Here is a 13,124-nt window from a genome sequence, read left to right as displayed (position 1 = left end):
TCGCCCTCCTATTCGGGGATGATATTGCCGCGCTCATCCGTGAGGCGGTAACTGACTTTGTTCTCCACTCCCGTCATGGCGACGGCACGGCCATTAACAATTTTGGGCCTATACTTCCACTTTGATACTGATTTGACGGTGGCTCGTTCAAAGAGTGATTGGGTGCAATATGTCGCCTGAACATCATAAGGCACACCCTGGGCAGAGACGTTAAAGCGGACATTGCAATGTCCGGATTTCTCCGCGCGCGGCGGCATAATCGGCGCAATACGAACGAGAGGCTCAACATTGCGATCAGAAACTGTGATAATGTAATCTGTAGGATCAATTTTTGGAGCCTTAAAGATCGGTATTTCCCCTGTTTCGTCAACGATGGGTTCAGTTGGTTTTGGCGATTTTATACGCTCTATAATTGGCGGCGGCGGCGGTGTTTCTACGCGCTTAACCTCTTGTGGTTTTTCACGAGGCGGCGGAGCTTTGATATCAACTGCTACAGGATTTATCTCTAGAGCTAATTTTTCAGGTTTGTCCTCTGGGGTAAAATCCTGTTTGATCATCGCGGCCATTGCCAAAGTAATGAGGCACGTAACCCCGACGGCTAAACCTGCACTTGGTACTAATCTTTTGAATGACATATTATTCCTCCCATAGTTTAATTATGATATTTTATAACATAATTAAACTACAAATGCAATAGTATAACATTATTATATTCTCAGCCCGACACTTCGCCTCATTAACCGCCAGTCATGATAAGCCATAAAAAAACCCCGGATAGAACCGGGGTTTTTAAAAGGTATATATTTGGTTTTATTGATCAACGATCTTTACGCGATATTTGCTGTCATACTCAGCTTTGAAGGCTTCACATTTTGGATCATCAAGCTCAAATCTACCGACAAAGACTTCATTGTCATAAGCGCCCTTGATGATGGCAAAGCAAAGCTCTTTCTCAACATTAGCCTCAAAGATACAGCGGTTTTCAACAGCTTCACGTTCCGCGCGTATAAAGGATATCCACTTCTTAGCATTACGGCCTTCGCGAGACGAACTTGGAACTTGTTCAAAAGCTTCGATTGCACTCTGACGGGCTTTTGTAATCGGAGCGGCATCTTTTTGAGCCTCAGTCATTTTGCAGTCAATACGCTCTTGCTTTTGCGTGTCCTCATAACGGCATGTCGCGATAAGCATCCAAGACTTACCCGCATCATAACCTTTATTGATAGCACTCTTAAAGGCTGTTTCAGCTTTGACACATTGGCCTTCATTATAAAGCGCTTCACCCAGATCGGCATAAAGCTTAGCTTGTCCCGAACTTGAGGCAGCGCTTTCTAGGACAGGAATCGCGCGCTTATATTCGCGGGCCTGACGGAAGAGAGACGATAGTTGAACCATCTTTTCAGAATTACGGGATATGCGGCCAGCATTCATTTCTTTTTCAAGAATCTGCGCCGCTTGGAATGGCATGTCATAAAAAGAGTAGTATTGAACCACTTTCATAAGATCTTGCTCTGAGGTTAAAGCACCGCCGAGGTAAAGCATCTTTGTGACTTCGAAAGCTTCCTGCTCACGTCCGCCATTGGCAAGCATAGAGGCCCAGGCGTCCCAAAGCTGCTTATCATTGGGCCAACGATTGATCATCTGCTTAACAATATCAGCCTGACGCCCTTGCATGCCCAAATTGTTATAAAGGAAGTTCATAAGATCGAAATGCTTACGCTCTTTAGGGCTTGCACCACGGAACCATTTCTCCGCCCACGGTAAAGCTTTAGAGTAATTTTCTGATTGCACCCAAGCTTGGACCAACATCTCTGTATATTGCGGCTTTTGTTGACCCCCGCGGTTCAAGTAATTCTCGAGCGCCTGTGCCCCTTGTGCATATTGCCCATTCGCGATCATGAGCTGCGCAATATTTACGCGTAGGCTATCTGCTTCATTAGGGAGTAATCCGCCGGCATTTATAGCGTTTTCGAAAGCGCTGATAGCCGGACCATATTGGTTGAGCTCATAATAGCTTGATCCCTGCATTTGATAAATCGTTGAACGCTCATAAGCGTTTAGCTCAGGAAAGTTCAAAACATTCGACAACTGAGACAATGCAGCACTGTGCTGATTTGAGTTAATAAGCTGTAGAGCTTCATTCACCGCTTCACCGGCTTTAGCCGAGAACTGACGCCCTTCAGACGCTTCTTGAGCGGCTGCAAGACCAGAAGGCATAACTGACGGCGATGTCGTTGCGGCGAATAGCGCCAGAGCTGTGGCACCGATAAGTTTTTTATAAAGAGTCATCAATGTCTCCAATTAAATACGTTTAAACTTTCAGGTCCCATGAAAGATATGATTAAAGATCGCACAAATGCGCGAGCCATTCGTCCTATTCAGGAATAATCTTACCGCGCTCATCTGTTAGGCGATATGTTACTTTATTCTCAACGCCTTTACGAGATACTGAGCGTCCATCAACAATCTTGGGATTATACTTCCATTTTTGTACGGATTTGACTGTCGCACGCTCAAATAGTTTTTGCGTGCAATAGGTCGTAACGACGTTGAAGGGTGCGCCTTCCGGACTCACATCAAAGCGAACGCGGCAGTGTCCTGATTTCTCAGCGCGAGGCGGCATGATTGGCGGAATACGCACGAGCGGCTGTGCATCACGGTCCGAAACCGCAATCTTGAAGTTTTGTCTGTCAATCTTTGGAGCTTCAAACTCTGGAATAGCACCTTCAAGTGAAGCGATACGCTCTTGCGGCTTTGACGCTTGCTGACGCTCAATTTGAGGCGGCGGCGGCGGCGTGACAACTTTCTTGACCTGCTGAACTTTTGTATCACGTTTGATAACTTTGATATCTTCAACGGTCGGGTTGATTTCAAAAGAGGCTGTCGCAACTTTTTCTTGAGGCTTAAATTCTTCAGCGATTAAAGTCATCATAAGGACAAATAATCCTACAGTGACCAAGGCCGCAACGGGAATTCCAACAATCCAACGAATAATGTTACCCATCTCTCGCTCCTACTGGTTTGTGCCAACCCGGGTGACAATTCCCAGATCCTGCATCATTTCTTGAACCGACATAACGACACCGACTTCGGCATCTTTATCAGCATTGATAATCGCTTCCGCTTTCGGATTTTCCGCTTGCATGGACATAATAAGCGGGCGAATTTCGTCAACGTCATAGGGACGCTTATCAATCCAAATTTCATTCGCGGCATTTACACCAATAAGAATAGAGGGCTTCCATTCTGCAGAAGTTACAGCCGTGGGTTTAGTTGGATCAATACCCGGAGTTTTTACAAAAACCGACGTCACGATAAAGAAGATAAGAAGAATAAAAACAACGTCGAGCATCGGCGTCATGTTTAGTTCTGTATCTTCGTCGTCCATTTGTATGCGACTACGTCTTGCCATAGTGTTACCTTATCACATTATTTCACGGCATGCAAATGCCATTAGCAGTCCTGCGGGCTAGCCAGTCGCTCGCAGGATTTCAATTTTTGAAGCCAGACCTTTTGTGTCTAGCTCGTCCTTCAATCCAACCAATAATTCGTGGCGAGCCCCTTCGTCGAGACGCAGTATAACGCTCGCGCCGGGTTTATCCGCCAAAAGGCGCTCGACCCGCAAGGAGACGCGATCACATGTTGTACTTTGACCATCAACGGAACACTGATCACGACCGTCCACATAAACAGTGATAGCAGGCGTGGATTTAGTTGGAATATCATTATCCGGCGGAGGCGGAGGCTGCGTTAGATCAACCCCCTTCTCGTCCAGAAATGTAGCAGTTACGATAAAAAAGATAAGCATGATAAACACGATATCGAGCATCGGTGTCATATCGACTTCGGCTTCATCACCCGCGGATTTACGGCGTCCTCGTCTCATAGTCTTATCCTACCTGTAATTCATCAGAGAAGCGGGCTGTTTCCCGTGTGCTCCAACGCGGTAGCACTGTCGAGAAATACAGACCGGACAACGCAGCTGTCATACCTGCCATTGTCGGAATAGTAGCCTTAAAGACACCACCCGCCATGAGGCGTGCATTAGATGACCCAGACAAAGCCATGACATCGAACACTTCAATCATGCCTGTCACTGTTCCGAGAAGACCTAAGAGAGGCAACAAAGCCACAAGTGTTTTAATGATACCTACATTTGTGTCTGTACGCTCTTTGACCTGCGAGACCATTTCATCACGAACAGCGTGAGCTCTCCAAGATGTCTTATCCGTGCGCGCTTCCCATTCATTCTTTAGGCGCGCCTTAGTCGGCTTGTGCGCGAAAAGGTAATAAGCAAATCGCTCGAGAATAAATGTCCAGAGGGCAAATGTCACAATCATGATGACAAAGAGGACCACTCCGCCGACCCCCAGAAATTCCTGGAGGCCGTTATAAACATTAATGGGGTTCATAATCTGACCCTTTCGCTAGAGTTATTATGAACCTTCTTAGACGCCGCGGCTTTCAACGTGACGCGCAACGATACCCGCAGACTGCTCTTCTAGCGTACCCTGAATAGAGCGGGCCAAAGAGGAGCAGAAGCTGTGGAGAATGAGAAGCGGGATAGCCGCAATCAGACCCAACATTGTTGTCACAAGCGCCTCTGAAATACCGCCAGCCATCAATTGTGGATCACCTGTTCCGTAGATCATCATAGCTTGGAAGGTCTTGATCATACCAGTAACAGTACCCAAAAGACCGAGGAGCGGGGCAATACCAGCCGCGAGTTTCAAGAAGTTTAGACCAAATTCAAACTTAGGCGATTCACGTAAGATAGCTTCGTCGAGCTTGAGCTCTACGGTATCAGCATCTTTGTTCTTCGCACCCTCATAAGCCATCATAATGCGGCCAAGAGCGTTTGATTTGGACGGCTGAGCTTTACGCTTCTGTCCACCAACAGCCATCTTAGCAAGCGCCAGACGAATAATGTTGAGAACACCAAAGATAACACCAATAGCCAATAGGATAAGGATGATCTTACCGATTGTACCACCTTGGGCAATACGCTCACCTGTATCCGGCACACGCTCAAATGACTTTAAGAGCTCACCACGTGTTGGGTCAATCGGCGCGTAAACGATACCACCGCTTGAATTTGCAACATCTGACGCCGCCGATGAAATTGCACCGCCAGGTTGACGCGGCAATTTCGCAAGAAGCACATTCGCCTCTTCACCGGCAGGTGGCGTATATTGAAGAAAATCAGCGCTTTGCTCGGTAAATATAGAGAAAGGACCAACGCGCGTTACAGATTGCTCTGCACCGTCATCGACATTGGCAACAGGCGCTGTAAATGTCGCGACTTGACGCTGAGCTTTAATTTCTTGCAGCATTGTCTGCCAAATAGCGTTTAGCTGAGCCGAATCTGGAAGTGCTTTTGATTCAGCAACCGTCCCAAGGACCTGCGTCCGCTGTGGATATTGAGCTGTAATCAATGAACTATCGAGGATAGCTTTAAACTCGCCCGCTTTAGAGCGCGCCAAGCCAAAGACTTCACCAAAGTCACCTTGAGCGGCACGAAGTTCACCCTCAAGACGCGCAATTGTATTGCCGTTCGCATCAAATGTAGACTGCACGCTCGCAGCCTTACGCTCTAGCTGCGCCAATTCACGGCGCGCCTCGCCTAACATGGCGGTCTGCTCGTTTGCGCGTTGACGGAACTTCGCCTCACGATCGCGATTTTCAGCCTCAGTTTTGGCTGAGTCAGAGCGAACCTGATTCAACAGATCGCTAATAGAATTTATTTGTGCACTCGCCGGGGCGGCAGAGAGCAAAACAGCGGCGCCAACAAAGGCAGCTGTTGATTTTGTAAAGAATTTCATTTTGTTACTCACTTTTATATCCCTCAAACCTAGTTGCTGACCGACACGGGCGCGAAGACAACATCAGGAGCCGCTTCGCCTCTTGATATTCGTATCGCCTTACGCAGTGCCAGTGCATCGGCACCACTAAGAACATCCCAAGATTTCGTATCGAGATTATAACGTCCAACTTCGCTTTCGTCTTTTGTCATATACACAAGAGAAACACGTCCAAAGCGCAGGAAGTTTACCACATTGCCGGGCTTGGTCGGATGCATACCCTCATAGCTGTCAATACCCTGCCCGTAGGAAACCTCGATTTTGAAAGCATTGAGGACTTGGCGATATTGCTCAGCTGGGGAAACATTCGGATCGGATAAGGTATTTTTCATACGCTCAACACGCGCCAGACGTTCCGCCATATTAAAAGGCATATCGGCTTTAATAGCGTCTTCTATTTCAGCCGCCATTTTGAGCATCATAGGCGACATACCCTGCTTAATTTGTTCAACAGTTCCGAGCTGACGACGCAAACTGGCAATTTCTGACTTTTGCGACTGCAAGAAAATATCCTGCTGTGCCACGAAAAGCGCGATATTGTCTTTCTGCTGAAGCACGGCGCGGAACTCGCGAACCGCTGTATCAGCCTCATCATCCAAGCGCTCAACGCGTTGCTGTGAAGCCGCACTAGCGGAAGTCGAGGCCTTGGCCGTATTTAGAGCGCTTTCGAGCTGCGCAGAAGCTGGAGCGGACATTAAAAGCCCCGCAGCACCCGCAAGCAGTAAACGCTTGGCAATTGAAGATTTTAACATGGTTTCCTTCCAAGTTTGCTTTCGTTATTCATTAAATTCAGTTTTGCTGACCCGAACTGAGACAGCATCCCCACCCTATTATCTGACTAAATTAACTGGAGCCGCAACTACGCCCGGAGCCGATTGCCCCCTCGCAATTCGAACGGCACGACGAACATCAAGCACGTCAGCACCGGAAAGTTCAACCCAGTCTTTTGTTTCTTTGTCATAGCGCCACGCTTCCGAACTATCGAACTCGAGATAGACAAGCGCCAAACGCCCATAGTGAAGATAAGCCCCATCCATAAGTTCAGACTTCAGATCTGATACGGTAGCGCCATTTCCTGTTGGCTCACCATCAGGCGTATAACCCATTTTCTTTTTATGATCACTCGTTAGCCCGCATGCCTTGGAAGACTCATCTGCCATACATGCGTCAAAACGTGTTCCGGGGGTCTTAGGATTGTTACCTACATATGCAGAAACCGTTTTGCCATATTCGACTTCTTGACCGTAAATATTAAGCGCCTTTCGCATTTTTTGCCCAGGAGATGCTTCCTTGTCCGCTAATGTCTCGCGAAAATCATCCAAACGCGCGAAACGCTCAACAGGCTTGAAGGGATAGTCTGACGTAATTTCGGCTTCGATGGCGACAGCCATTTTTTCGAGCATAGGCTCAACCGTCGCAGAGGTCGCCGGGATGGCCTCCATCTGTGCCTTGATGTTATCAATCTGCTGTTGCTGATTTTGGACGTAAACTTCTTTTTGCGCTGTTGCGATTTTTATGTCTGCAATCTGCTGCAAGAGAGCCGCGTATTCCGCTTCGGCATCAGCGTTTTGCGCAGACACATTTGCGAACATAGCCATAGATAAAGCTAAGCCAGCAGTGCTGCCAAATATTACTTTGCGGGCGATAGAGAAATTCACCACTCACGTCCTCCAACTCAATTTTCATAGCCTCTTATGCTGAGACTTCATCGATCTTTAAGCGACGCTTACACGTGCCTGAAAAGTTAATCAATCATTACGACGCGATTGACGCAAGGTTTTTTTCGATTAATTTTTCGCTATAAGCAGTTAGCGCAGCTTCTTGTTATAATATATCAAAATAATATGCTGATTTCAAGCGCGCAATTCAATGAATGACAGTTAAGGTGGTTGGGGCGGCTGGATTCGAACCAACGATCACGGGATCAAAACCCGATGCCTTACCGCTTGGCTACGCCCCAATATCAGAATGGAACCTTATAATAAGCGCGGGTTCTATCCCCTCACTTTTACAATTGCAATGCGTTTTTACGCCCTAATGGCAATGATTCATAAATCTTCAGAAATTAACCCTAAACTGCGATTACTTATCGTTTATCAACGAATTCACTTTCCTTTAATCGATAAATAGTGTGTAATCCAATTTGAGCTTTTTGAAGGATATTCTCATGCGTCAATTCTTTACCGTTGTTTTCGGAACAGTCGTCGGCATCTTTGCATTCTTTTTTGTTCTTATCGCCCTGTTCATGGTGATTGGCGGCATTGGCGGGGCTATGTCCTCCATGAAAACAAAGGACAGCTTTGTCTTATCCCTGGATTTGCGGCAAGGCCTTCGTGACCACAGTGCAGGCGAGTCTGTTTTCGGTAGCGCGCCGCTTTCCGTTGTCGGCACGGCCCGCGCACTTAACCATGCCAAAGAGAACCCCTTAGTCAAAGGCTTATTTATACGCGCTAATCAATATGGCATGGCCCCAGCCAGTTCAGAGGAGATTCGCCTCGCCATTAAAGATTTCAAAACTAGCGGTAAATTTGTGATCACTCACGCACAAGGTTTTGAAGGCACATCTGTCATGCCTTACCGCGCCGTTGCAGCCTCTGATGAGCTTTGGATGCAGGATACAACAGGCTTTGCCGTTGCGGGATTGAGAAGTGAAACGGAATTTTATGGAGGCGTTTTTGAAAAATTCGGAGCAAAACCGGAATTTGAACAATTTCATGAATATAAAAACGCAGTGAACACCTATACGCAAACAGACTTCACAGAGGCACACCGCGAATCAGTGACATCTTATATGACATCCCTTTATGAAACGGCTGTCTCTCATATCTCGGAAGATCGCAGCCTCTCTGAAGACTCTGTAAAGAGCATTTTGCTCTCCTCTCCACATAGTGCCGAAGATGCGCTCGCGGCCAAGATGGTTGATAAGATGGGACACGTCGAAGAGGCGCGGGAATATGCCCGCAAAAAAGCCGGCGGCGATTCAATTAAACTCAAATCCATTAAGGATTATAGCACTGGGAATAATTTCTCCGGCCCGACAATTGCCTTTATTGGCGGCCAAGGCCCTGTGGTTACTGGCGGCTCAGCCGATGGAAGCAACCCATTTATAGGCGGCGGTGTTACAATGGGCGGCGATACGCTCGCTAAAGCTTTTGACGATGCGGCCAAAAATAAACGGGTCAAGGCGATTATCTTTCGGGTTAGCTCCCCGGGCGGCTCACCTGCGGCCTCTGACCAAATTCATGATGCGGTTGCAAGGGCACAAGAGGCTGGCAAACCCGTTATCATTTCAATGGGTCAATATGCGGCATCAGGTGGTTATTATGTGGCCGCAAATGCCGATAAAATTGTGGCCCTTCCCGGAACTATAACAGGGTCCATTGGAGTGTATGGCGGCAAATTGGCCTTAGAGGATACATTCGCCAAAGTCGGATATAATATCGAAGGCATTACAATAGGCGGTGATTATGCAGGCGCTTTCTCTGCTGATGAGCCTTTCAACCAGGGACAGCGTGCAGCGTATCGCGGACAGCTCGAAGATATCTATGATGACTTCACGAACCGAGTGGCCGAAGGACGTGATATGCCGCTAGAGCGCGTTAAAGAAATTGCCAAAGGGCGCGTTTGGACAGGCACACAAGCCAAAGAGATTGGCCTCGTCGACGAATTGGGCGGCTTTATGAAAGCCATCGGAATCGCCAAAGAGATGGCAGATATTGATGAAGACACGACAATCAATCTCAAACGCTATCCGCGCGTTAAAACAACCTCAGAGCAGCTCGCAGAATTGTTTGGCGGCTCAGCCCAAGTCAGTGCAGACCTCGCGCAACTCAGCGAAATCATTCAAATCCCCGAAGTTCAGGCCGCAATAAAAGCGCGAAACGCCGCAAGGATGGGCAATGAGCTAAAGGCAGATATTGCGATAGTCGAATAAACAAGACGGAAATAAAGACCCAAAACGAGCCCTCATCTCAACTGACTTAGGACATCTTAATCAATACTGGATCCCGTAGGAAGTCCAGGATCTGTGTAAATATCTTCGATGATTACATATCCGCTGTTCAGCCCCGTTGAGCCTCCGCGCCGACGTAATATATCTCGTTTTTGCCTTACCTCGGATAAAAGCCGAGCTGTTTCAGGCGGTAAATTCCCACCGCCGTCAATATATGCCCCTGAAGCCCGCCTACGACCTCCTGATAAATCTGCAATCTTTGTTTCGTAGCGATCTAATTCAAATGGCTTACTTACACTTAATTCTTTTAATGTTTCACCCTCAGCATACTTTCTGAGATGTTCTTCAAGGTCTAAATCCCAGTTTTGAAAATAAAACCGTTTAGCTTCGTCATAAATTTTAGACACTTTTCGAGCTCTGCTCGACTCATGAAAGCCACGTAGGGAATTTACAAATTCATTCGCATTCCCATTAAGCCTATACTCTAAATTATTAGCGGTATAAGCTAAGCGCAGCATACGAGGGCTGCCAATATCTCCCCGGAAAAAACCGTAAATGACTCGCGAGTCAGACCAATTGGGATATACGATATCTTCTCGGATGTTTTTTAGAGATAAGTTTCTCCCTCGAATTTCAATAAACTTAAAATCATCTAGCAATATCTCAGATCCATTTATATCAAACGATAAAGTGGAAGGCTCATCTTCAGGATAGGCTCGAGAAATTTTTTCAATCAGAGCCACGTTATGAAGGTTAAACCAAAATGCGAGTTGTTCATCTTTAGATAAGCGCGTGATATCCATCTGGTTGGCTATGCTCGTCAGGTCTTCTCTATAATGGGTTAAAACATCGCGATAGTTATCATTTAAAAAACCAAAAGCCACCCGACTACCCTCTAAACGGTAAGGCGATGTATGGCCATACGCGACTCTTGTGCCTGTACTTTGTTGCGGGCGAGTAGCCCGAATGCGTGTGGATAAGCCAAAATTTATGACAATATTCTGTAAGACATCATCCCACAGCTGGTAGTCTAGACGACGCATATCAGTTCTTGGTTTGGGACTAAAAACATCAAAGGAAGATGTGGTTTGCAAGTTTATATTTTGAGTAACAACTGGAGAAATTAGACCCGATTGATCCTGCGCATAAGCTGGTATTTTTGTTACGAGCAAAATAAAAAAGAGAAATTTTGACGATTTTTTCACACGTATCATATTATCTCGTTAATCCAGTTTAAATAAAATAATATCATTGAATTTATCGATAATCAATAAATATTTATTTCTACAAAAAAAAACGAACCCTAAGGCTCGTTTTAAGTTAAAGGTTGTCAAATTCCATTAAAGCCCGCCTGGACCACAATCATTTTTAAGAAAGCTTATCATACGCGGATAAGCTTTCATTTTGTGGTCATAAAAAAGCGTGTTTGAGAAATGGTCCGCATTTTTAAGCTCAATATATTCAAAATCTTTGCCATATTTTTCTAGCTCTTTGACGTATTTTTTCGAATGTAGTGGCGGAACGCGCTGATCAACTGAACCATGTATAACAAGCATTGGAACGTTGACATTACTCACTTCTTTAATAGGGCTTATCGAACCGTCCCAGAAAGGAACTTGTTCAATCCGGCCAGCACCATCGATACGATCACGATAATAGTTAACCTGTTGATTATTGTCAGCTACAGCTGCGCCCGCAATAACACACTGATAAATATTAGGCTCTCGCGCCGCAGCAATAAGGGCAGCATAGCCACCATATGACCATCCAAACATCGCAACACGATCAGCTGATACTTCTCCTTTGGCGATGAGGTGCTTTACGCCGTCATCTTTGTCGTCTTGCATTTTTTTGCCGCCTTCACCGCCATTAATGAAAGCGGTCTTGTAGAAATCTAGACCATATCCACGTGAACCGCGATACTGTGGCTGCAAAACCATATAACCATTATTGGCAAGCATCTGCGCCCAATCATCATAAATAACGACTTCATTAATAAACGGACCTCCATGTGGCATAACCACTAGAGGGTGCGGGCCTGGGCCATTTGGGCGGGTTAAATAACCCGCAATATCTTTTCCGTCTCTCGATTTATACTCAATATACTCAACATTGGCCAAATCATTGGCTGCGAGAAGTGGGTTAATACCACCAAGTTTTGATACCTTACCATTTCGATAAAGATAGAAAGTTCCTGGATCTTTCGGCCCTGTATTCCGCACAACCATAGTTTTTTCATCTCGCGACATACTGCTGATTGATACGTAGTCCGCATTAGGCAAAGCATTTTTAAATTGCTTTATCATCGCCTCTTCTTTTCTATCAAAATATTTGCGATGGCGTGTTTCTTTATTGTAGGCGACGCCAGTCATCTTAGACGGGTTTTCCCAAGCATTGGCAGGACGCAAAGTAGTAACCAAATCAACATCATTATGTCGATAAACGAGACTTTCAAACGCTTTAGTTTTCAAATTATATTTCCAAAGACCTACTTTATCGTTTCCATTATTCGCTAAAACATAAATACGGTCATCATCGCCCTCTACAAGGCCTCCATAACTAAAGGTTTCAAAACTGTCTTCGTGCTGACGATGATATTCTTTCCATTCAGAACCGCCTTTTTCGCGGTAATATTCAACAAATTCTTGACTTCCCATATCAAACTTACTGGCAAAACGGGGGTTACCATATTCATCGAAGCGAACGCGGCCCACTTTGTCATTGCCCTTTAGAACTAATTTCTTAGTGCCTTTTTTAAGATTGTATTTATAAAAACTGGGTGCTCGGCGGCTTTCTGAACGATCAAAATATGCATAGCGTACAAGAACGTGATCCGGATCATGTACGAGTCCGCTTGCTAGTGATAAATTAAAATTATCATCGTTAAGCTCTTTGAATTTTTTACTTTCCATAGAAAATAGAGCAATTTTTGACTTAAATGCGCCTTGGTTAAAGCCTTTTATTCGCTTGCTAACCTGCTGATCAAAACTAACGACCATTTCTTCATCACCAACCCATTGAAAACTTTGTAGGCGCATTTTTTTCGCACCGACACGATATGGCTTTTTCGACAAATCAGCCGAGTCGAAAACTTCAACGATTTTATCACCTTTTTGACTCGTCGATTTAATAAAGGCGATATATTTGCCATTTGGCGAAACAGAAACATTACTCATAAAATCAGGAGCAGCCCAATATTCCATAGGTACTGGGGTGTTGAGGGCCATAGCCGTGGTCGGAAGTGCAGTTACAACAGCAGCTCCTAAAATAGCAATCGAGGACAAAAGCAGTTTGCGCATAAAAACTCCTAA

The 13,124-nt window shown here is 45.8% G+C and carries 12 protein-coding genes and 1 tRNA gene; 1 reads left to right on the top strand and 12 read right to left on the bottom strand.

What is annotated here, in order from left to right; translation table 11 throughout:
* Positions 1 to 8 precede the first annotated feature (8 nt).
* The 10 genes from F569_RS0107345 to F569_RS0107300 all read right to left on the bottom strand — a co-directional run bounded on the left by F569_RS0107345 (position 9) and on the right by F569_RS0107300 (position 7,821).
* On the bottom strand, positions 9 to 635 hold the full coding sequence (locus tag F569_RS0107345; protein ID WP_026941673.1) for an energy transducer TonB: 627 nt from the start codon (positions 633 to 635) through the stop codon (positions 9 to 11).
* Between the two features lie 175 nt (positions 636 to 810).
* Positions 811 to 2,289: a tetratricopeptide repeat protein gene (locus F569_RS0107340; RefSeq protein WP_026941672.1), complete on the bottom strand. Its 1,479-nt coding sequence runs from the start codon at positions 2,287 to 2,289 to the stop codon at positions 811 to 813.
* Positions 2,290 to 2,374: 85 nt separating this feature from the next.
* The gene (locus F569_RS0107335; protein WP_026941671.1) at positions 2,375 to 3,004 is read right to left on the bottom strand and encodes an energy transducer TonB; all 630 of its coding nucleotides are present in this window, start codon (positions 3,002 to 3,004) and stop codon (positions 2,375 to 2,377) included.
* Between the two features lie 9 nt (positions 3,005 to 3,013).
* Positions 3,014 to 3,412, bottom strand: coding sequence for an ExbD/TolR family protein (locus F569_RS0107330; protein ID WP_026941670.1), 399 nt, complete (start codon positions 3,410 to 3,412; stop codon positions 3,014 to 3,016).
* A 57-nt stretch (positions 3,413 to 3,469) separates the two neighbouring features.
* Complete coding sequence (locus F569_RS0107325; RefSeq protein ID WP_026941669.1) at positions 3,470 to 3,886, bottom strand: ExbD/TolR family protein; 417 nt, start codon at positions 3,884 to 3,886, stop codon at positions 3,470 to 3,472.
* A gap of 4 nt (positions 3,887 to 3,890) precedes the next feature.
* Positions 3,891 to 4,412 carry a MotA/TolQ/ExbB proton channel family protein gene (locus tag F569_RS0107320; protein WP_026941668.1) on the bottom strand — a complete coding sequence of 174 codons (522 nt, stop codon included), beginning with the start codon at positions 4,410 to 4,412 and terminating at the stop codon, positions 3,891 to 3,893.
* Between the two features lie 36 nt (positions 4,413 to 4,448).
* Positions 4,449 to 5,822 carry a MotA/TolQ/ExbB proton channel family protein gene (locus F569_RS0107315; protein ID WP_026941667.1) on the bottom strand — a complete coding sequence of 458 codons (1,374 nt, stop codon included), beginning with the start codon at positions 5,820 to 5,822 and terminating at the stop codon, positions 4,449 to 4,451.
* A gap of 29 nt (positions 5,823 to 5,851) precedes the next feature.
* Positions 5,852 to 6,613 carry a DUF3450 domain-containing protein gene (locus F569_RS17005; protein WP_051279538.1) on the bottom strand — a complete coding sequence of 254 codons (762 nt, stop codon included), beginning with the start codon at positions 6,611 to 6,613 and terminating at the stop codon, positions 5,852 to 5,854.
* A 78-nt stretch (positions 6,614 to 6,691) separates the two neighbouring features.
* The gene (locus F569_RS0107305) at positions 6,692 to 7,522 is read right to left on the bottom strand and encodes a DUF3450 family protein (protein WP_026941666.1); all 831 of its coding nucleotides are present in this window, start codon (positions 7,520 to 7,522) and stop codon (positions 6,692 to 6,694) included.
* A gap of 225 nt (positions 7,523 to 7,747) precedes the next feature.
* Positions 7,748 to 7,821, bottom strand: a tRNA-Gln gene (locus F569_RS0107300).
* A gap of 207 nt (positions 7,822 to 8,028) precedes the next feature.
* On the opposite strand from F569_RS0107300, the gene sppA reads away from it, so the two are divergent.
* The gene (gene sppA, locus F569_RS0107290) at positions 8,029 to 9,795 is read left to right on the top strand and encodes a signal peptide peptidase SppA (RefSeq protein WP_026941665.1); all 1,767 of its coding nucleotides are present in this window, start codon (positions 8,029 to 8,031) and stop codon (positions 9,793 to 9,795) included.
* Between the two features lie 56 nt (positions 9,796 to 9,851).
* Here sppA and F569_RS0107285 read toward each other — a convergent pair whose 3' ends face one another.
* Together F569_RS0107285 and F569_RS0107280 are read right to left on the bottom strand one after the other, a co-directional pair.
* Entirely contained in the window at positions 9,852 to 11,027 is a 1,176-nt protein-coding gene (locus F569_RS0107285; RefSeq protein WP_026941664.1) for a DUF547 domain-containing protein, read from the bottom strand.
* A gap of 126 nt (positions 11,028 to 11,153) precedes the next feature.
* On the bottom strand, positions 11,154 to 13,112 hold the full coding sequence (locus tag F569_RS0107280; RefSeq protein ID WP_034388001.1) for an alpha/beta hydrolase family protein: 1,959 nt from the start codon (positions 13,110 to 13,112) through the stop codon (positions 11,154 to 11,156).
* Positions 13,113 to 13,124 lie beyond the last annotated feature (12 nt).

Source organism: Hellea balneolensis DSM 19091, assembly GCF_000428525.1.
Classification (GTDB): domain Bacteria; phylum Pseudomonadota; class Alphaproteobacteria; order Caulobacterales; family Maricaulaceae; genus Hellea; species Hellea balneolensis.
The sequence above is the reverse complement of the archived record's forward strand: the minus strand, read 5'-3'. Positions and strand labels throughout refer to the sequence as shown.